The following is a 21,410-nucleotide window of genomic DNA, read 5'->3' on the forward strand; positions in this document are numbered from 1 at the left end:
TAACTCATGGAAGAATCCACAAATACCAAAACGGACTTGGCAAGAAAACCCATTGCCATAAGTAGTGATGCCTTTTATTTTGAAAAGGACAAGTCCAAGTCCATTTTGGTTTTGGGGGTTGGCAACTATCTGATGGGTGATGAAGGAGTCGGGGTACATTTGATCCAGCAGATGGACAATCGTGATCTTCCCGATCACTTGGATATTCTGGACGGAGGTACCGGTGGTTTTATATTACTGAACTGTTTTGAAAGTTATAGCAAGATCATCTTTGTGGATGCTACTATGGATGGCCAACCAGAAGGCACCGTTTCCTTGATCCGGCCCAAGTTCGCCAGTGATTTTCCTTCGGCATTGAGTGTTCATGATGTGGGGCTCAAGGATATGATCGAAGCGGTATACCTCATGGAAACCCAACCCGATCTGTACCTTTTCACCATATCCATAGAAAAGGTGGAACCCATGACCACAGAATTAGCTCCAAAAGTTGAAAAGGCTATTCCCGAGGCAATCGAACAAATTATGGACTTGGTGGATACCCTGCACCATCAAATTTCATAAAGTGTCCAAATCTTTCAAGATCATAGTGACCGGTCGCGTACAAGGAGTTGGTTTCAGGCCCCATGTGTTCAACTTGGCCCAAAAGTTTAGCTTGGAAGGTTCCGTATCCAATAATGATGAGGGTGTGGTCATTTATCTTTCTGGTGAACCTGAGAAAGTCCAGCTATTTTATACAACGCTCATACAGCATCCTCCAAAATTGGCCAAAATAAGGAACCACCAGCTTTCTGAAACTGCATTCATTCCTTTCGATGGCTTTGCCATAGTTCCGTCGCAAACAGAAGGAAGATTGAATTTACAGCTCACCCCGGATTTTGCCATTTGTGATACCTGCAAGGAAGAGATAACCAATCCCAAAGACAGACGCTACCATTACCCTTTTACCACGTGTGTGAACTGCGGACCCCGCTGGGCGATCACCAATAAGTTCCCGTTTGAAAGGGACCATACCAATATGGCTGTTTTTGAAATGTGTGATTCATGTGGGAAAGAGTACAAAGATCCATCGAACCGTAGGTTCCATTCCCAGACCAATTCCTGTTCGCATTGTGGCATTGAACTCAAGTTGACCGATACTAAAGGTGCTACCATTTCAGGGGTAGATGCTATCCAAAAAACAGCAAGCTTCATCAAGGATGGAAACATTGTGGCCATCAAAAATACCAGTGGTTATCTATTGTGTTGTGATGCAACAAACCCTCTTGCCATCCAAAAGCTACGAGAACGAAAACGAAGGCCCACCAAGCCTTTTGCAATTCTGTATCCTTCCCTTTCGCTATTAAAGAAGCACTTGAATGTCACCAAAATACAGGAAGAAACCTTGACCTCTCCGGAGAGTCCCATCGTAATCATTCCCAAAACCGATTCAAAAGGAAGCTTGGCCGTGGATGAACTGGCACCCCAACTGAACCAATTGGGCATTATGCTCCCCTACTCCGGTATTCTATACTTGTTGGCCACGGAGCTTGGAATCCCGATTGTCGCCACCAGTGGCAATATACATACGTCGCCCATTATTAGCGATGTTGGTATGGCCCATCAGGAATTGAAGGGGGTGGCCGATTATTTTTTGGACCACAATTTGGAAATCACCAATCCCCAGGACGATTCCGTGGTGAAATTCAGCAATCGATCCCGTGAAAAGGTCATTTTTAGACGATCCAGAGGGCTCAGTCCAAATTTTGATGTTGAAGTAAAGACGAACCAAAAGATTTTGGCCATGGGCGGACACCTGAAAAGCACGTTGGCCTTTATCCCCAACGACTACCTATACATCAGTCAATACTTGGGAAACTTGGACCATTTTGATGTCTATGACCGCTACATGGATACTGCGGACAAGTTTACCAAACTGTTCCAGGTACTTCCCGAAGTTATCCTTGTGGATAAACACCCCGCCTATAACAGTACCCTTCATGGTATTGAACTGGCCAAAAAGTGGAATACCCCGGTCCGACCGATTCAACACCACAAGGCCCATTTTGCTTCGGTTTTGGGGGAACATGGACTCTTTGGGCAAAACTCTGCTATTTTGGGTGTGGTCTGGGATGGCACGGGATATGGGGACGATAAACAGATTTGGGGAGGCGAATTTTTCAAATATCAAAATCAAGTCATGGAACGTGTGGGACATTTTGACTATTTTGATTGGTTGGCCGGGGACAAAATGGCCAAGGAACCTCGAATTTCCTTTTTCTCCTTGGCTGATGCTGCGATGAATGAAGAGCTTCACCAAAAATTTTCCAAGGAAGAGATGGCCATTTACCAACAACTTAAAAAGAAGGAAACCCTGAAAACTTCTTCCGTTGGGAGACTTTTTGATGCCGTGGCATCCCTTTTGAATGTTTGCGACTACAACACGTATGAAGGTGAGGCCGCCATTTTGCTTGAAAACCGAGCCCATCAATACCGATTGGAAAGCTGTACTTCCTATATCAGTGAAATTAAAAACGGAATCGTGCCCACCCATCTACTTTTTGCAAAAATCCATCATGACCATAGAAGTGGAAGGAACAGGCAAGAAATCATAGCTGATTTCCTCTTCACTTTAGCCACTATGGTGATTAAAATGGCAGAACAACAGAACATCAAGGAAATTGCCATGAGCGGCGGAGTGTTTCAAAATACGGTTTTGATCGATATGGTCAAGGAACTGGCAGGAAGTGAATACAAACTCTATTTTAATCGTAACTTAAGTCCAAACGATGAAAATATATCCTTTGGACAAGTGGCATACCATCAATATATAAAGCATTGACCCATGAAGTATTTGAGCGAATATAGAAACCTGGAGGCCACCAAACGCTACTTGGAACTCATTGAAAAAACGGCCACCAAAACATGGAACATCATGGAAATCTGTGGTGGGCAGACCCATGGATTGGTAAAGAACGGCATCATCAACCTGCTACCTGAAAACGTTCGGATGATCCACGGTCCTGGATGCCCTGTTTGTGTAACGCCCCTGAATTTGATTGACAAAGCGGTGGAACTTCTAGAAAATGGGGTCATTGTATGCTCCTTTGGTGATATGGTCCGGGTACCTGGCAGTAAAAAGAGCCTTTTGGAGGCCAAGGCCAGCGGTGGTGACCTTCGTATCCTCTATTCTCCTTTGGAGGCCGTCAATATTGCCAAACAAAACCCAAACAAGGAGGTCGTGTTTTTTGCCGTAGGATTTGAAACCACGGCACCTGCCAATGCCCTTTCCGTTTTGCACGCCAAAAAGGAGCAGGTGAAAAATTATTCCATTTTGGTATCCCATGTGCTGGTTCCCCCGGCCATGGAAGGTATTTTGGACGATGAGCTCTGTACCATTGATGCCTTTTTGGGAGCGGGACATGTATGTGCCATCATGGGAATGAAAGAATATTATCCTCTCGTAAAAAAATACAAGATCCCCATAGTGGTGACCGGATTTGAACCTTTAGATCTGGTTCAAGGTATTTACATGGCCCTACTCCAATTGGAAAAAGGAGAGTACAAATTGGAAAACCAATATGCCCGTGTAGTCAGGGAAGAAGGAAATCTGGAGGCCCTAAAAGTCATCTCATCGGTTTTTGAGGTAGGCAATCGCGAATGGCGCGGCATTGGAACCATCCCTGATAGTGGTTATATTCTAAGACCTGAATTCCGAGACTATGATGCGGAATCCAAGTTTGGGGTCAGCTCCATTACCACACCGGAAAACTCCGAATGCATTGCTGGACAGATTTTAAAAGGTATTAAAAAACCCCATGAATGCCCGCAATTTGGCAAGGCCTGTAATCCTTCCAACCCATTGGGGGCGCCCATGGTTTCATCCGAAGGGGCCTGCGCTGCCTATTATCATTTTTCGAACCACCTAATTTAAAAATCGGCCATGAACAAAATAGATTTAGGATACGATACCATTAACCTCGGCCATGGAAGCGGGGGTTTGATGACCCGTGACCTTTTGGACAAGATTATTTTTGAAACCTTCAGCAATCCCTATCTCGATCAAAAACACGATGGTTCCATCATTCAAATGGATGGAAAAATGGCCATTTCAACGGATAGTTTTGTGGTTTCCCCCATTTTTTTCAAAGGGGGTAATATTGGGGATTTGGCCATCAACGGTACAGTGAACGACGTGGCCATGTGCGGGGCGATTCCTGAATTTTTATCGTTGGCCTTCATTGTAGAGGAGGGACTGGCCATTGGCGATTTCATCAAGATTGTGGAAACCATTAAAGAAACGGCCGATAAAAGTGGCGTAAAGATTATTACAGGTGACACCAAGGTGGTTGAACGTGGTAAAGGTGATAAGATTTTCATCAACACTACAGGTTTTGGCAAGGTGCATCCGAAGGCGGACATCTCTGCCAAAAAAATTAAACCAGGTGACAAGATCATCATTAGTGGGCCCATTGCCCAGCATGGCATGGCCATCATGTCGCAAAGGGATGGTTTGGAATTTGAATCGAGTATAGAGAGTGACACCACCAACCTGAATTTCTTGGTAAGTAAACTTTTGGATTCCTTCGGCGACAAAATACACTTGTTTCGAGATCCCACTAGAGGTGGTTTGGCCAGTGTGCTTTCTGAAATTGCCAGTGACATCCAAATGGGAGTGAACATCATCGAAAGTAAACTACCCATCGATGATCAAGTAGCCGCTGCCTGCGAGATGCTAGGACTGGACCCCTTATTTGTGGCCAACGAAGGTATCTTTGTTTCCATTGTCGACCCGGAAATAGAAGCCGAAATAATCGAATTGATGCAAAAGGATGACAAGGGAAAAAGAGCCATTTGTATTGGCGAAATTACCGAAGAACATCCGAACAAAGTGGTCATGCACAGTGTCATTGGGGGAAAACGCATGGTGACGCCTTTGCTGGGCGAGCAACTACCTAGGATTTGTTAGGTACTGAAAATCCAATAGAATCCGATAACCAAGGCAAAAAGTCCACCCGCAAAACGGATACCGTTGAAAAAAATCTCGTTGTGACCATTCTTTACCACTGAAGATACTTTCCCTATCACAAAGGCAAAAGTGATCATAGCAACCAATATTCCAATGGCAAAGCCGGTGATATAGGCTATGGAATCGGACTGTGTTTCAAAACCCAAGACGGGCAAGAACAACAAAAAATGGGAGATTCCTGCGAGTCCGTGTAAAATGCCAATGGAAAATGAAGCAAAATTGTTTTGCTTTAACGAATCGGAATGTTGGTGATGATGCGTTGGATTATGCTCGTGTTTGTGCTCATGGGAGTGGATAACAGGGGTATGTTCCGTATGCACGTGCAAATGTTTATGATGCCTTCGCTTTTTGAATATGCGATAGAGAGACCAACATCCCAACCCTACCAAAACGATTCCAACCAATTGCTCACTGTACTGGGAAATGGCATCCACAGGGATAATCTCCTTGAAAATGGCAAACAATAACCCAATGGCAATCATCCCCACCAAATGCCCAATACCCCAGAACAGCCCTATTTTCCAAGCCTTTCTTTTGGACTCGATGGCAAAGGGAGCGACCGCCGCCAAATGATCGGGACCAGCAATAACATGTAGCATGGAGGCAATTAAACCAGCAATCAGGGGGAAGGTTGTTTCCATGTAACTTGCACGGGATTTTACACCCTTAAATTTACGAAATTTTAGTAGGTAGAACATTAAAATCAGCCAACCAAAATCGCTGTTCAATTCTTTTGACACTGCAATTAAAATACCTTTTTGGGTATCTTTAAGGATGAATCATCAGCTTACCTTTATGCCTTCAGACTTAAACATGCTCCTTCCTGAAATCATCAATCTGAGAAAGGAATTGCACACCTATCCTGAATTGTCCGGTCAAGAATATGAAACCGCAAAAAGGATATGGAAGTTTGCAGAAAAGCATGCCCATACAGCTCGAATTGAAACTTTTGGAAAAACCGCCCTAGCCATCATTTATGAGTTTTCAAAAAAAGGGAAAACCATTGCCATTCGTTGCGAATTGGATGCCCTGCCCATTCAGGAAGAGAATAATTTTGCACACAAATCGGTCAACATTGGGATTTCGCATAAATGTGGTCATGACGGCCATATGGCCATGGTTTCCGGGTTGATCTTTTGGCTGGAAGCACAACCCATCCAAAAGGGCAAGGTCATCCTGCTTTTTCAACCTGCCGAAGAAACAGGCAAAGGAGCACAAATGTTGGTGCATGATAAAAAATTTGAAGCCTTGGATATCGATTATGTTTTCGCGCTCCATAACATCCCAAAGGAACCTATCAACAGCATCATTATTACCCCAAGAGGGTTTTCTGCCGAAGTACAAAGTGTTATCATCAAAACCAAGGGAAAAGAAGCCCATGCGGCCGAACCGGAAAATGGCATCAATCCAGCCTTAGCGATATCAAAAATCATTGGGGAAATGGCGCTTCTAAACCATACAGACTCTCATCTTGACGATTTTGCCGTGTTGACTCCTGTTCACCTGTGGATGGGTGAAAAAGCTTATGGCATTTCTCCTGCTAATGCCGAACTACATTATACCATACGTACTTGGAACAGTGCGCAAATGTCCGATTTGACTTCTAAAATTGAAGCATTGGTGGAACAAATCTGCCGAATGCACAAACTGGATTTTAGTTTGGAATGGCTCGAATATTTCCCGGCAAGCATCAACAATACCGAATGCAATGATCAAATCGATAAAGCTGCCCTTGAAAACGGCTTGGAAATCATAGAAAAGAACCATCCGTTTAGGTTTGGGGAGGACTTTGGGTGGTACTCCAAAAAATACAAAACGGCTATGTTCGGGCTAGGCTCAGGAGTTGATTCCCCTGCCCTGCACCATGCCGATTATGATTTTCCGGATGAAATCCTAGATACTGGAATCCGCATGTTCGCATCCATAATCCAGAATATCTTGGAATAGACGTATCCATTTCATCTGTCGTTTTTCGAATTGCTGTAAGTCTACAAAATATCAGAAAATCAAAAAGCCTCACTTACAAATTCAAGTAACCTTGAATATAGGTGAAGCTTTTTAATCTTTATGTGACCTCAACGGGACAGAGTTCAAACTTTTTGAAGGAGGATATCGAAACTATTATCGCTAAATCATTTAATATTAGAAATACAAAGGAGGTCACTGAATTTAATGATATCCTACATTTTTAAGGAAGGCTACAAAACAGTATTGTAATAATTGTAGTGGATTTCATTTTAAGAAAAATTTTGAATAATCTGAACCCAGATAGTGTCAATTTAAAAAAATATTCATAAGTTTAATACTACAAATAGAAAGGCATTTTATTGCATTAACCTAAAACTATAATTATGAACAAAAGTGAGGATTTAAAAAACTTCAAAGTCGAAGAACTAGAGCAAAGATTAGAGATGGCAAAGTGGAAAAACGAGAGTAATTATGCTTGTACAAGTGGTGATTGTAGAGGCTATATTGGAGCTAGTTACACTTTCTAAACCTATCAAACTTTTGTCATCCGGATTCATGATAAATGAATCCGGATTTCTTTTGCCCTAATATCCTATATAATTTCTTTATTAATTCGTTGCAATTCAGCTAAATAATTCAAATAGATGTATATTGTTCTAAACGAATTAGTCTTAATATTTACCAAAAGATGCCTGATTTATGAAAAAGATATACTTTATTGTCTTTTTTCTTGGGAGTATTCATCTACATTCTCAAATAGTATTGGATTCGATGACCAGGGAGCCAATACAGTTTGCCCACATCACTGATGAAAAAGGTCAGGGAACAACCACAAACGAAGTTGGGAAATTTTCAATTGATTATTTTGTCGAATCCAATAATATAGAATTCTCTCATTTAGCTTATCGAAAAAAAAATATCAAAAAAAATAACTTAAGTAAAAAGGATACAATTTGGTTGAGTCCTTATATTATCAGTTTGGAGGAGGTCTTTGTTAGGGGAGAAACCGCAAAGGATATTATAATAAAAGCTATTAAAAGCATCCCACAGAATATAATATCGAATCCATTTAATCTTTATGGCTTTTATCGTGAAAGTGTACAGGAAGATGGAAAAGGCGCTATGTTAACCGAAGTTTCCTTTATGACTTATAATGAAGGAGACAATAATCCCCAAGGCTATCAAGCAGAAATCATTCAGGGTCGTCGAACAGAAAACCACACAAAGCTAAATTTAGATGCCGTTGGGGGCATAGCCACGATTGTTCGGAACGCCGATATGGTACGTTCAAAAAGCAGAATGTTCGATATTGACAATCTTTCAGACTATACTTTCAAATATGTTGGAGAAATCGAATCTAGGGAAAACCCTATTCTCATTATCGGGTTCTCACCATCAAACGACAATATCTATAACAACAATATGGGTAAAATTTATATTGAAAGAGAAACCATGGCAATTGTTCAGATAGAAACGCAAAAAGATCCAGAAAAAATTAAAGCGATTGTGGCATCATCCCTTGAGGGGAAAAAATCAAAAAAGCCTGTATTTATATTAATAGAGGCAAAAGCAACGATAAAATATCGTAAAGTCCATGATAAATACTTCCTTTCTTTTGTTGAAGTGGACAACGTTAGGAACGGCATTTTAGGCCAAGAAAGCTACAGGTACAGTTCAAACGCCAAATATATATTGACGCTTGTAGAACACATATCACCAAAAAAGTTGTCTACTAACTACGATGTTGAAGAAGGATTTAACAAACAAGTTATTGCAATACCAAAGTTGGAAGGCTGGAATGAGAACAATACAATGTTCTTTAGTGAAGAGGAAAGAAAGATATTAAAGGACATAAGGGATTTACGTAATTGATTTTTAAGAAAATTATATAAACAGTGATTGGTTGATAAGTACAAAATATTTTTTTGATTACAGAGATGACAATCTTTTCAAAGAAGCGATTGAAAATGTACAGATATACTTGAATGGGCTTGGCTATCCCAAGGAAGTAATCGATAATATTTGCTACCAAAAGTTTATCCGGAACAACCCTGATTACTATTTATATTACCCATATCTTTTCAATTCAGCTTTCGATTTTTCTGATAAAGAGGTGTTGGATATGTTGTCAATCGCTGGATTTCTTTACTATCGGTCCATTATTTTGATGGACGATATTTTTGACAACAAAAAGGAAACATCGAATTTCAACGTCTTTCTAACAATTAATATCTGCCAAGAGGAAACTGTCAAGATATTATCGACTTTCTTTGAAACTGATTCTGAATTTTGGGATATATGGGGCAAAAGAAAATTTGAATATGTTAAGGCTTATAAATTGGACAAGCAAAGCCACAATATATCTTCGTTTGCGGAATATGAGGTTTTATGCGATTACAAGTCTTCTTTTGGAAAAATAGCGATAGACGCACTATTTGTACTTACAGGGAAACATTATCGAAATGAATACCAAAACGTTCTTAAATCGCACAAGGATTTTTATGTTGCTTTTCAAATATTGGATGATGTTTCAGATTATGAGGAAGACTATATTAATCAGCAGTTCAATATTTCAAAAAACCACTTAGAAAAGAGAGTCGATGACATTGAATCATATAGTTTAGGTGATCAAAAAAAGCTTCTTTATCTGGAAGGTGTGGCCGAAGAACTATACTTAAAGGCTTATGAACATATTATAAGGGCCTTTGAATTTGTGAGAGATTATAAAGCGCCCAGATGGAAGGATGAATTGCAGCGGATGCAAAATACAATCACAATAAACAACCTGAATATAAATGGATATATAAGATTTAATAAATACTTGAAATCAAAACATATTGATAGATCGAGTAATGGTTCAGGCAAAATAGAAAATTCCGAAGTCTTACATTATTTATTTGAAATTCAAGAAGAAGATGGTAGTTGGACAGATTATTTTAATGATGCAGGGAACAGTAATGTTTGGACTACTTCCTTTGTATGCTATTTTTTATCTCACTGGTACAAGTCCCATTTTGATTTGAGTAAATCAAAGGAGTTTTTACTTTCCAATCGCTATGAAGAAAAGAATTTATGGGGATATAATTCAAACTGGATACCAGACGCAGACTCTACGTCCTTCACAATACTTGCCTTACATAGTCTGGGAACTGATTTCTGTGAAGACGAACTTGAAGAATGGTTCAGTTTTCAAAATGAAGATGGAGGTTTTTGTACCTATAGAAATGAAAAAGAGCTATTGGCTTCACTAAACACCAAGGAAGTTAATAACGTTGAAGGTTGGTTAAATTCACATTTCTGTGTTAGCGCTGTTGCATATTTAGTTTTTTGTCAGCTAGGCATTAATAATGATAAAAAACGAAAATTGGAGTCATTTCTAATTGATAAAATCGAAGATTTAGATGAAGTACCATACTGGTGGACCAGCAGGGATTATGCAATTTCTTTCTTGGTGTTAGCATGTTGTATCAATATGAATAAAAAAATATTCAACCTTTGTTGCAATGAATTAAATAAAAAATCCAATCCTGTCAAGGATGGGGCTCATAATATATTTTATGTTGCCTTGTGCCTTTTGAGCAGAATCAAGTCCAAGCATATTTTTAATTATGATAATCTGCCTGATAAACTTTTGTCGGAAATTTTGTTAAATGCCCAATTAGAAAATGGCTCATGGAGGGGAAACTATTCTATGAGAATACCCTCACCGGATATATTAGATCCTGAAAAACAAATCTATGGATGGAAAAAGGATAATAAAGGAACAAACATTGTCTTGCAAGACTTTAATGGGGTGTTCACTTCTGTTGTCTCTTTTGTTGCATTGGAAAACTATAAGTCGAGCCTAAATGGACGTTAAAAGCAAAATACCTGTTTTATCACCGAACATTGAAATCCTTCCTTTTGATAAGAACGAGTTTATCATAAAACAAACTGAATATGGACATCGCATAAATGTCAATAAAGATACTTTGGATATAATTAAATTAGTGGACGGTAAACGGAATCTTCAAAAGATAAATGAACTTTATGGTATACACAAAGGTGTGTCTGCCAATCTGCTTGACAATTTATTATTTGGTACCTTGGCCACTTACGGGATTATAGAATCAGCAAATGTTGAAATTAAGAAAATAGGAAAGCCCTCTTATTTAAAGCTAAGTTTCACATTGCTAAAGAATAAGACCATATTGCCAATAGTGAGGCTTATGTCCCCATTGTTCTCAGATAAATTATTTTACTTTTTACTGGCTATTTTTTCTTTGGTCGTTTTTGGAACATTAATCGCTCATTTTAACTCCATCAAAATAGGTCTTGAAAATCTCAACTTTGGTCAATGGGCATTATATATTTTATTTGCAGGTACAGTGTTGTTTTTCCATGAAATGGGACATGCTGCCGCCTGTCATCGATTTGGTGCTAAATTTGGGGATATTGGATTCGGTTTTTACCTACTTTCACCAGTGATGTTTGCCGATGTTTCAGATATATGGAAATTAAAACCGAATAAAAGAATCATCGTGAATCTATCTGGAATCTATATCGAATTACTGATTGCCTCCATATTGGTTTTATTTTTTTTTATAACTCGGACAAACAATTATTTAGTATACAGCTCGGCCATATCATTGTCATTGCTGGCTAATTTGAACCCTTTCCTTCGTTATGATGGATATTGGGTATTATCTGATATGATTGGGGTTCCAAACCTAAGAATGGCATCAAATAAAATTTTAAAAAAGGTTTTTCAAAATGAAACATCTATTCGTCACTTGAGAGGCAAAGATTTTTTTTTGGTATTTTATGCATTGACGAGTCAAATACTTATATTAATTGTACTAGGCGGAATATTGCTTTATGATTCGAATGGTATAATAAAATTCCCGGAAAATGTTTTTACTTATTTATCAGAGGTATTTTCAAGACGCTCAAGACCAAAATTCTCGGATTTGTATAGGTTTATATTACCCATCATTTTTTATGTTACTGTATTCAGTTTTCTATTTTCATATATAAAGGAGCGACAAAAAAAATGAAAACCTATAGTAAACATATAATTTTTTTTGCTTTACTCTTCACAATCTCTTTCGGATTTGGTCAAGAGACTCGACTTATTTTAAATGGCACGGTCAAAAGCCTTAACACTGAGGTTGAAGGCGTACACATTCTAAACCTTACTAGCAAGAGAGGGACCATAACCGATTCGTATGGACGTTTTTCTATAGGTGTCATATCAAAGGATACACTATTATTTTCATCTGTTCAACTAAAGCATAAATATCTGGTTGTAACAGAGGATATTTTATCCTCCAACCATTTGAGGATAGATTTAGAGGAGCTTATCAACGAATTGGAAGAAGTGGTTGTAAGACCATATAATCTGACTGGAATCTTGGACAAGGACATTTCAGCATTAAGGTTATCAAAAAATGTTGATGCTTCTTCTTTGGGGCTTCCCAATGCCGATGTGAGGGTCCTTTCCCAATATGAACGAAAACTGTTTGAAGCTGATAATGGAAAGTTTGTTAATTTGTATGGACACTACTTTGGATTGGGAATTAGCATCAATCTGCATAAAATTCTAAATAGAGCATCGGGGAGAACCAAAAAGCTAAAAAAATTGGTAGAACAAAATGAACAAACTATTAAATTAGAGGAGTTTGAGTATTTGTTCAACGATTCCCTTCGATTGCAGGAATTAAAAATCCCCTTTTCAAAAAAAGAACAATTTTTCGTTTATTGTCTCGCTGATTCCAATTTTGTTGATCTCATAGAAGCCGAAGACCACTTGGGAATATTAGAGCTTATTAAGAAGAAAAGCAAAATATTTATATCAGAAAACCGACACCAACCTTTTTGATTCGGATGCTTTCGCACACTTCGAATCTTTAGCCTGATTCTAGTCCTAGACCCATTTTGAAGTACTCGATTGGGGCCTTTACTTTGCTCTGTAAAACTAACTCAAAAACGTAATAGAGCAAAATTTCCGAATTACTATAAATTCGTAGAAACGAATTCCTCTGTATGTAGATACCCAAAAAAATTAAAAATTGTCATCAAAATACTGGATTCCCACATATTTCAACCACACCCATCCTTTTTTCATACCCACATTATGCAAAAAAACGACAGATAGCACCCTAAGTGGAAGTCACCAAATATTATTACATTATTTTTATGGACTCAGCACCCTTCGGGTGTAGCCTTCCCCAAAAATGTAAGGCTACACCTCTACGGTGTTTGTGGTGTCTATTAGCTTTCTAATGGGAGCAGTGTATTGAAACCGTTATTTATTTCAGTTCAAGTTTGTCAATTTTATTTCCGACTGTAAATTCTTTCATTTTTTTTTCGAGATTTTTAAAATCAGCTTTTTCTACTTTGTTTATAATTTCTCCGTTTTTCATTAAATATATTTCATCACAAGTATTCTCTAAAGTTGAAAATATATGAGATGAAATAATTACTGTTTTCTCTAATTTTTTAAATCTTTTTATGATTTCAGTTATGATTAAATTACTTTGTATATCAACACCATTGAAGGGTTCGTCTAAAATAAACACATTATTTTCCTGTAAAAGTATGGCGGTTAAAGCCAATTTCTTTTTCATTCCAGTCGAGTAGGTTGATGCATATTGATTCAATGGTAAACCAAAAATGTTTTTGTTCTCAATTTTGGTTATTTCTGTTTGTCTTGCATTGGCAAGTAGCTGTATATATTCTTTTCCGGTAATTTTAGAGAAAAAATATGGTTCTGTCAATAAAAGTCCTAGATGGTCTTTTAATTCTGTAAAGTCGGACAAGATATTCCCTTTATAGCTTTCAAGTCCTGAAATACACCTAAATAGGGTTGTTTTTCCTGCTCCATTTTCTCCAACAATTCCATATATTTTACCTTTTTTAAATTCTAAATCTATTGAATTTAGAACTTGTTTTTTACCATAAAATTTTGATAGTCTTTCAATTTTAATCATTTAAAAGAGCATTTAACTTTTTAATTGATCGGGAATAAAAGAGAGGAATAAATATTAAAAGTACTGGTGGAAGCATAAAACTTATTGCAATTAAAATTCCTTGAGACATGTTCATTTCTTTCGGAAAAGACGAATATTTAGCAAAAATCATTGATGTGAGATAAGCATAGCACAACAGAAAAAATACAATTAAAATATCGATTTCCCTATAAAATGAAATACTTAAAGCCATTATAATTGGTAAACTTAAAAATGTAAAATAGATTAAGCACGTTTTCGTTTTTTCTATTAAAAATTCTTTTGGAGATAGATTGTAATTCCAGACGAAATATTCGTTTTCCATTTTTGGATAATACGAAAAACAAGTCAATCCAATTAATAGCATGGAAAAAACACCAAGGTTAAAATTTCCAACTGATATTGAAACATAAGTTAAGAAATAAGTTATTGGAAAAACAAAGAATGTCTTTCTAAATCCAATAGTAAATTCAAATGGTTTTTTGCTAAATGGTGTTGGGATTGTCACATTTAAATCTGTACTAAAGTTGAACAGTGTGATTACAAATACACATAAATTTAATATAAGAGAAAAGACAAATTGTTTCTGATAGATTAAAAAAAGAGTAAAAGGCAAAGAATAAAGAATATTTTCTGATATTCTCAATTTTTTGTATTTGCCTTTATTGAAAATAGATTTTAAGAAATCATTTCTTTTGGGTTCACTTAATTTTGAAATGAAACTTAATGCAAATAATCCATAAGCATAATTCGCAAATTCTGTTTTTTGAAATAGGTAATAGGACAGCAATATAAAAACTGAAGGTAAAAGAGCATATCCAATCAAAAGTGGAATTCCGAAATCAATCATTTTCCGGTTCAGCATTTTAAATTGGAGTTGGAAATATTCTTTCATTTGCAATTTTTGTCATAATGATCGGCAACCGCTCATATCCTGAACTTTCTTGGGAATATACATCCAAATTTTAGTTGGCTATGCCCAATTACCGTAATTTATCGTTCAGTATGGCCTCCATGGTCTTGGAGTATTTACTTGCCATCTAAGATAAAGATATCATTGAAGTTTTTCCTATTTTTCGATGTAATGGGTATAAATCGTTCCATCGATTTTTAATGGAACTCAACGGACAGAATTCGACTTTTTGAAGGAAGAAATTGAAATTATTATCAATAAACCACTCCATATCAAAAGTGCTTGATTTTTAATTGTATATATCCCAATCTTTAGACCAAGTCCGGTCCATTTTTAGTTAAAGATTTACACTTATCATAATCAAATAGCCTAGTTCATGAATTCATTTTAGGGCCTGTTGGCAACCGTTATTTTCCCATTCCGCCATCCTTTGGGTAGATGTAGGTCCATTCCTGTTTCATTTTCAACATCTATCAATTCATTCCTAAGGTCAATGCTTCTTAATCCAATATTGGCTCTATTTTTATTTACAGTTTCAAGAACTGTATCGTCTGGAATGGCCCCAAGAAATCCATAGGATGTCAACTCATGATCATGTAAACCAGCAATTCTCCAGTCTTCTATTTGAGCTAATTCATATGGGGATATTTCACCTTGCTTCAATGCATTCAATAATTTTGGTTTTAATTGAGCATATATTGTGTCTTTCGAGTTGTATTTCACTGATATTGAATTGTGATGACTTAAAATCACCGAGCCCCATAGGTTATTCCCAATAAGTCGTTCACCTGGATAACCGTACTCATTTAAAATTTGCTCCAGTTTCTCAAGTTGTTGTTCGCTATGAGGAGCAAACTTTTTTTGAGAATACCTCCTTTTGGCCTTTTGTCCAATTCTAAGTAATGCCCCAAATGCTTTTTTCTGGTCTTTTTTGAACATTTCATGGACTTGTTCTTTTACCTGAAAGTTTATTTTGGATAGGTAGGTTTTGTGAAGGGAATCATATGCTGACATAAGTTTAGCCCATTCCGGTTGTTCCCTTAAAGATTGCAAATTTTTATTCTTGTTGATGCTTTCCAATGACCAACCAGCCTTGATTCCCAGCCTTACAAAATTCAACCCTGATTTATAATCGTTATCATATGCGCTGAGTTCAGTAGCAACTTTGATATCTCTTAGAAATAAGAAATTAAATTGATTGAAAAGAGAATCAAATTTATTAATTGCAGAAGTGTATTTTCCTTCAACAATTAGCTCTTCACATTCAATTACTTTCGAATGGTAGTTCATGTAGTTTTCTTGGGCATTACTCTTAGTGGAAACTAAAAAATGGCCTATTAGAACAAGGGTTAGGGAAAATTTTTTCATCAAACAGGAGATTGTATTTTTTGGTTAAATGGTTGTCAACGGTTTCGGCTATGGGTGTTGCGTGGTTTAGTGGTTAACTCAGCAACTTCTTCACTTATTCCCCACCATATTTTACAGGTATTCCGGCACTTTTGGATTCTATGGTCCATAAGAGACTGACTATCCACCATCGATCGCCATAATATGTTAATTGATAGCTGTTTATTCCTTTTTCTTCAGCTCCCTCAGAGTCCTTGCCATAAAAAGTCTGGAATACTTGGGCAATTCCATTGTATTGATCAACAACTTTATGAATTTCTTTTTCAAGATATCCTTGTTCATAGTAAGGATCTTTCAAGAGGATGAGGAAATCATTAAGTGATACGGTTTCAGCATTTGTAACATCAGCAACTGTAAATATGGCCGATGGATGAAATAAGTTCCTAATTGCTATAGTATCCATTTTCTCGCCCTTTTCGATGGTTATTTGATCAAGTAGTTCATCGATAATTCCGTTAATGGATTTAACGGTAACATCAGTTTTTTCTTGAGCTATGGAACTAATTGAAGCGGTCAAGAAAATTATTGTGCAAAGAAAATGTTTCATATTGTGTTTATTTATTGTTGCTAACTTGATTATATGGGTATAAAATACATCTATATACACCAAAAAAAGGAATGTAATCAATCAATTTAATCTTGGTTTTATTATTTTCGGTTATAACAAGTAGGCAACCGACCTTATTACTTAAGTCTCTCTATTATCATTGATGTAAAGTAGTTGATTCCCGTTTTTATACAACTTTCATCAACAGCAAAATTTGGTGAATGAGGCATGGAAACTATTCCTTTTTCAAAATTTGATGCACCCAATAAAAAATAGACTCCCGGAATTTCACGTTGAAACAGTGCAAAATCATCCCCACGTCCGTCAGGTATAGCTCCATAAAGGGGGAGAACGTGTTCATTTCCGTAAATCTTACTTATTGTAGGTATGGTCAATGAAGTTAATCGTTCATCATTAAGCACTAGCGCTGTCTCATAATAAAATGAACTATTTAAAAATTGATCTGAATAGTCCGATCCTTTAAATTTCTTTTTTATTTGACTTAAAAGAAAGTCTAATTGAGTTTCCTTTTCAGCACTTAGATAGGCCCTAATTGTAATCTTCTTATCACTTTCTTTAACAGCAATATTTGAATCAACGGTAATATAATCCTTAAATATGGTATTTGGATTTCCCAATCCTATATTGGGGTCCAATAGATTTTTATTGTCCCAGAATTCACTTTCAGGTGAAACATTTTGAAGATGTAAAAAAAGCTCTTTCGTAAACTGAATAAGAGCCGTTTTCTCCTTTGTGTTTTTTAAGGTAATTTGAATTCCCTTATAGTCTGCATAAGGGTTTCTTGCTTTGGTAGTAACAATCCCCTCAGACATAGGTGCAATGTGTAATGCATAAATTTCTTCTGGGTCTATACTATTGAGCAGGCCATGATCAAGCATGGCTTTTGCCCCCGCCAAATTTTCTTCTGATGGTTGAAAGATGAAGTAAATAGTTCCTGTAAGGCTTTCTTTTAAACTTGTTAAAACATTAGCTATCCCAAGTGCAATAGTTGTATGTACATCGTGTCCACAAATATGTCTTACACCTTTAATTTTTGATGAAAAATCGACAACATCGGGATGGTCGGAAGCAAGGGCATCAATATCTGCTCTCCAAGCAATATGCTTTCCTTTCTTACCAGTTTTTAAGATTCCAAGGACTCCATGACCACCTATTCCAGTTTTAACTTCAAGGCCCAAGGATAAAAGGTATTCAGCAATCTTTTTGGAAGTTCTTTTCTCTTGCCCTGACACTTCGGGATTGGTATGAAAGTCCCTGCGAATTTTTACAAAGCTATCGAAAATTTTGTCGGTTCGCTCTTGGACTTTCAAATGTGTGGATGGTTCAACAGTTGTATTTTGGCCACTGGAAACAAGTCCAAAAAAGAGGAATTGAGTAATTAAGGCTGTTTTGGTTATTTTATTATTTGAAGTCATTTTTACAATATTATGGAACTAACTATTGCAAAAATGAAACATCATCGGCTTTTCTACCTGACACATTTGTGACAAAATCATTTTTTGGCGATCTTACTCCGTATTCTGCTCAATGATTGCCGTTCTATACCCAAGTACGTTGCTAAATGCGTTAAACTAATTCTGTTTACAAGGTCTGGGTTTCGGTCTATAAAATTCAAGTAACGCTCTTCAGCTGTCTCAAACAAAAGACTTTCTACCCTGTCGGTTTGCACGGTCAAAACATATTCGGCTATCAACCTACCATACCTTTCACTTGTTTTAAATTTACCGTACCCTTCTTGAATTTTATCATATGGCAATTTTATGATTACCGATGGCTCAAGACATTCGATAAAATACTTTGATGGTTTTTGCCTTATGAATGCGGGATAATCTGTGGCATAGTTATTTTCAATTATAAAACCCGTTGTTATTTTGTTTCCTTTTTCATTGACGTAGTATCTTCTCAAAAGTCCCTTGCAAACAAATCCCACTTCCTTTTGAACCTCCCCGCTTTTAAATAAAAATTCTTTTTTGCCATACTTTTCTATAATAAGATATGAGGAAATGAAAGTTAGTTCCTCCGAGCTCAAATCAGGAAATTGTTCTAGGTAAGATTTGATATAAACCTTAAACTCTTGCTCCATTCGGGATGTTTCTTTAGCTTATTACCAATGTATGGCTGAACAAAGTTACGTTCAGTCCGTAGCGTATTTATAATTTAATTATTTAAGACAATTATATACTCAAGAGTAACACACAAGATACTTCCATACAATTTACAATTAATACGTTCGATTAATGTAATTTAAAGAATTACACTTAATATATAAGCAAACAAATATAATATATCGCTCTGTATAAGAGAAAAGACAAACTGTTCCTGATGTTCTCAATTTTTGTACTTGTCTTTTTTTAATTGGCTACACCAATTTCCGTAATTTATCGTTCAGTATGGCTTCCATGGTCTTGGAGTATCTACTTGCCATTTAAGATAAAGATATCATTGAAGTTTTGTTCCTATTTTTCGATGTAATGGATATGAATCGTTCCATTGATTTTGTCATGGGATCGGCACCCTTACGGGTGCTTTTTGTGGAAAGGGGGAAAAGAGGGGATTTCCAAAGATACTTTTTCCCTTCAGGATACAGACAATCCCATTGGTTCGAGATGGGCAATGAATGAATACCTGCTAAGCCCGTCTTTTCCTTAAATGATATTTTGATCATGCCGGGCACATCTTAAGAAGCCTTTCGAATAATCTCCAAACTCATTTATCCATACAAATGATTAAATATGCAATTGTATGTATATACAATTGTACATGTGTACAATTATATAATTATACGAATGAAGAGTTGTTTTAATATTTGAACAAATCTGATGAGCACTTAATTAATGTAATGGTACGAAGGGGTATATTGAGCAATGTTGATTTTCACGTTCCCTTACCTGGATGCCATACTCCTTTTGTTTTTTTCTCCCTTTCCACTTTTCATTCCTACAAAGGTTAGAATAGATCAAGGAAAAACGTATCGGCGTAAACTTTCAAAAATGGGAACTGTCAACTATAAGATGGATTTTTTAAAGACCGATCCCTTTGTTTTTCCACCTCCTTTTTCTGGAAGGAGGAGTAAAACGCAAGCCTTTCGACTTTGCATATGCCTCGACGATCCCTGCCCATCTTAGGCCAAGTTCGGGCCAAGAACCCGGGATAATGGAATTTTCCGTTAAGATAAGACGGTTGCTTTCACTTTTTCGGTCCGTTGCCCTGTTGAAATTGCCCAGGGCGGACAGGTCACCGGCCAAACCGCTGGGAAGTCCCTCAACGTTGAAGATGGTGCCAAACTCTTTACCGATGAACATACTTTCCCTTTTCATAAGCTCGGTATGCAGTCTTTCAAGGGAATACAGTCCACAGAGCAACAAAAGGTCCCCAAAATCCTTTTGGGTCCCGCGATTTACGGCCGACACCAATTTCAATGCCCCGATGTCGAGTTCATTGATCAATCTAATGTTGTCAAATGTTTCTATGGGATGGAGCAATGGAATATTTTGGATGATGTCTATTTTGATCGGGACCCCGTTCCTTTGTACGTTCACCCTGAGAAAGGCCATTTGATTGTCCCCGAAGTTTTCCTCCAAGAGGCCTAAAAGCCCGTCTTTGAAGGTCGATCTGAAATAGGCACTTATTGCCCTCAATCTTTCGACCCCGACCACACCTTGGGAAAAGAGGTCGATGTCCGTGGAGACCCTATGATTGTGCCGGATAGCGAGGTTGGTGCCACCTCCAAGGTTAAAGTCCCTTAAATAATCTGCTTGCATCAATTGGACGATGACGCTTTTCAGCTCGTCCGAAACGGCTTGGTCGACGGCCATTATCCAAAGGAAGGATTGTAGTTCTTCATATGGTCCGGTCTGATGCCATAACGTTCGGCCACGGCCCTGATACTGCTGTTCCCCCGAATCTGTTCGCTCCTTTTCGCGCACCGGACAATGTCACTTATCGGATACAGTCTTTCGAGAAGCTCAAAATATTGTGGGTCCCCCATATTGCGGGACAGTACCCTTTCGATGATAAAGATCTTGTCCTTTTCCACATCAAGCACGCTGGGGTCGACATCCCAAAATACAGGTCCGGGAAAGTAACCCTTTAGGTTCTTTCCTTTGGACGGTGCTATGTTGTGCGACTTTTTCATGGCTCTTTCTATATCAAATATACGAAATATCCCGGTGTCCGGCCCATGGCCCCGTGTTCAATATGACTTGGGACGAAAATCGGACCATTGATCTAATATGGAAAATTCCGTCCAAAGGAACGTATTGACCGGTTTCCCTCTTTCCATGGAAATCCTTGGTTCAAGTTCAGTACATTTTTTTATTTCTCTTCTGAAAAGACCCTTCAACGATTTGCCGTACAAAAGTCCATGTACGGCAAAACCCCTGCAAACAATCCATAGATTATAGGTTTGCCATATAGTTGATCGGAGGTCACGAAGCAAGTTGTGTTTTTGTAAACAAAAACTGCGCACTTCGTTTACAAATGACCTTTAGAACAATACCAAAACCATAGAAAATGGCAAGACCTAAAAAGGACATATCAAAAAAAAGGACGATTGTCATC

The 21,410-nt window shown here is 37.5% G+C and carries 20 protein-coding genes; 11 read left to right on the forward strand and 9 right to left on the reverse strand.

Annotated features, from left to right (window positions below; translation table 11 throughout):
• Positions 1-6 precede the first annotated feature (6 nt).
• The 4 genes from GTK07_RS15205 to hypE are packed head-to-tail and all read left to right on the forward strand — an operon-like array spanning position 7 to position 4,945.
• Positions 7-561 (forward strand): hydrogenase maturation protease, encoded by a 555-nt coding sequence (locus GTK07_RS15205; RefSeq protein ID WP_163636097.1) that lies wholly within the window; start codon positions 7-9, stop codon positions 559-561.
• Between the two features lies 1 nt (position 562).
• Positions 563-2,818, forward strand: coding sequence for a carbamoyltransferase HypF (gene hypF, locus GTK07_RS15210; protein WP_163636098.1), 2,256 nt, complete (start codon positions 563-565; stop codon positions 2,816-2,818).
• Between the two features lie 3 nt (positions 2,819-2,821).
• Positions 2,822-3,910: a hydrogenase formation protein HypD gene (hypD, locus tag GTK07_RS15215; protein WP_163636099.1), complete on the forward strand. Its 1,089-nt coding sequence runs from the start codon at positions 2,822-2,824 to the stop codon at positions 3,908-3,910.
• A 9-nt stretch (positions 3,911-3,919) separates the two neighbouring features.
• Complete coding sequence (gene hypE / locus GTK07_RS15220) at positions 3,920-4,945, forward strand: hydrogenase expression/formation protein HypE (protein ID WP_163636100.1); 1,026 nt, start codon at positions 3,920-3,922, stop codon at positions 4,943-4,945.
• Here the strand turns inward: hypE and GTK07_RS15225 are convergent.
• A complete protein-coding gene (locus tag GTK07_RS15225; RefSeq protein ID WP_163636101.1) occupies positions 4,942-5,646 on the reverse strand; it encodes an urease accessory protein UreH domain-containing protein in 705 nt (234 codons plus the stop codon). The two genes, hypE and GTK07_RS15225, sit on opposite strands and share 4 nt — an antisense overlap.
• A 154-nt stretch (positions 5,647-5,800) precedes the next feature.
• Here GTK07_RS15225 and GTK07_RS15230 point away from each other — a divergent pair, with 154 nt between their 5' ends.
• The 6 genes from GTK07_RS15230 to GTK07_RS15255 all read left to right on the forward strand — a co-directional run bounded on the left by GTK07_RS15230 (position 5,801) and on the right by GTK07_RS15255 (position 12,833).
• On the forward strand, positions 5,801-6,952 hold the full coding sequence (locus tag GTK07_RS15230; protein WP_235932886.1) for an amidohydrolase: 1,152 nt from the start codon (positions 5,801-5,803) through the stop codon (positions 6,950-6,952).
• 404 nt (positions 6,953-7,356) lie between these two features.
• Positions 7,357-7,500, forward strand: a complete 144-nt coding sequence (locus GTK07_RS15235; RefSeq protein WP_158657163.1) for a hypothetical protein — start codon at positions 7,357-7,359, stop codon at positions 7,498-7,500.
• 172 nt (positions 7,501-7,672) lie between these two features.
• A complete protein-coding gene (locus tag GTK07_RS15240; protein WP_163636102.1) occupies positions 7,673-8,845 on the forward strand; it encodes a carboxypeptidase-like regulatory domain-containing protein in 1,173 nt (390 codons plus the stop codon).
• A 31-nt stretch (positions 8,846-8,876) separates the two neighbouring features.
• On the forward strand, positions 8,877-10,832 hold the full coding sequence (locus tag GTK07_RS15245) for a hypothetical protein (protein ID WP_163636103.1): 1,956 nt from the start codon (positions 8,877-8,879) through the stop codon (positions 10,830-10,832).
• The gene (locus GTK07_RS15250) at positions 10,822-12,009 is read left to right on the forward strand and encodes a zinc metalloprotease (protein WP_163636104.1); all 1,188 of its coding nucleotides are present in this window, start codon (positions 10,822-10,824) and stop codon (positions 12,007-12,009) included. The genes GTK07_RS15245 and GTK07_RS15250 overlap by 11 nt, the downstream gene beginning before the upstream one ends.
• Positions 12,006-12,833: a carboxypeptidase-like regulatory domain-containing protein gene (locus tag GTK07_RS15255; protein WP_163636105.1), complete on the forward strand. Its 828-nt coding sequence runs from the start codon at positions 12,006-12,008 to the stop codon at positions 12,831-12,833. Before GTK07_RS15250 ends, GTK07_RS15255 begins: the two co-directional genes overlap by 4 nt.
• A 430-nt stretch (positions 12,834-13,263) precedes the next feature.
• On the opposite strand, the gene GTK07_RS15260 is transcribed toward GTK07_RS15255, so the two are convergent.
• From GTK07_RS15260 to GTK07_RS15285, 6 genes are all read right to left on the reverse strand, one after another.
• Positions 13,264-13,944 (reverse strand): ABC transporter ATP-binding protein, encoded by a 681-nt coding sequence (locus GTK07_RS15260; protein ID WP_163636106.1) that lies wholly within the window; start codon positions 13,942-13,944, stop codon positions 13,264-13,266.
• The gene (locus GTK07_RS15265; RefSeq protein WP_203583815.1) at positions 13,937-14,857 is read right to left on the reverse strand and encodes an ABC transporter permease; all 921 of its coding nucleotides are present in this window, start codon (positions 14,855-14,857) and stop codon (positions 13,937-13,939) included. Before GTK07_RS15265 ends, GTK07_RS15260 begins: the two co-directional genes overlap by 8 nt.
• A 405-nt stretch (positions 14,858-15,262) precedes the next feature.
• Positions 15,263-16,243 carry a hypothetical protein gene (locus GTK07_RS15270; RefSeq protein WP_163636107.1) on the reverse strand — a complete coding sequence of 327 codons (981 nt, stop codon included), beginning with the start codon at positions 16,241-16,243 and terminating at the stop codon, positions 15,263-15,265.
• A gap of 94 nt (positions 16,244-16,337) precedes the next feature.
• Positions 16,338-16,829 carry a hypothetical protein gene (locus GTK07_RS15275; protein ID WP_163636108.1) on the reverse strand — a complete coding sequence of 164 codons (492 nt, stop codon included), beginning with the start codon at positions 16,827-16,829 and terminating at the stop codon, positions 16,338-16,340.
• Between the two features lie 137 nt (positions 16,830-16,966).
• A complete protein-coding gene (locus GTK07_RS15280) occupies positions 16,967-18,265 on the reverse strand; it encodes a M20 metallopeptidase family protein (protein WP_163636109.1) in 1,299 nt (432 codons plus the stop codon).
• 77 nt (positions 18,266-18,342) lie between these two features.
• The gene (locus tag GTK07_RS15285; RefSeq protein WP_163636110.1) at positions 18,343-18,933 is read right to left on the reverse strand and encodes a Crp/Fnr family transcriptional regulator; all 591 of its coding nucleotides are present in this window, start codon (positions 18,931-18,933) and stop codon (positions 18,343-18,345) included.
• Between the two features lie 394 nt (positions 18,934-19,327).
• Between GTK07_RS15285 and GTK07_RS15290 the strand changes: the two genes are divergently transcribed.
• Complete coding sequence (locus tag GTK07_RS15290; RefSeq protein ID WP_163636111.1) at positions 19,328-19,471, forward strand: hypothetical protein; 144 nt, start codon at positions 19,328-19,330, stop codon at positions 19,469-19,471.
• A gap of 399 nt (positions 19,472-19,870) precedes the next feature.
• On the opposite strand, the gene GTK07_RS15295 is transcribed toward GTK07_RS15290, so the two are convergent.
• Together GTK07_RS15295 and GTK07_RS15300 are read right to left on the reverse strand one after the other, a co-directional pair.
• Entirely contained in the window at positions 19,871-20,665 is a 795-nt protein-coding gene (locus tag GTK07_RS15295) for a nucleotidyl transferase AbiEii/AbiGii toxin family protein (protein WP_163636112.1), read from the reverse strand.
• Positions 20,665-20,985, reverse strand: a complete 321-nt coding sequence (locus GTK07_RS15300) for a DUF6922 domain-containing protein (protein WP_163636113.1) — start codon at positions 20,983-20,985, stop codon at positions 20,665-20,667. The genes GTK07_RS15295 and GTK07_RS15300 overlap by 1 nt, the downstream gene beginning before the upstream one ends.
• Between the last annotated feature and the right edge of the window lie 425 nt (positions 20,986-21,410).

Source organism: Flagellimonas sediminis (assembly GCF_010500845.1).
In the GTDB taxonomy this organism is placed as follows: domain Bacteria; phylum Bacteroidota; class Bacteroidia; order Flavobacteriales; family Flavobacteriaceae; genus Flagellimonas; species Flagellimonas sediminis.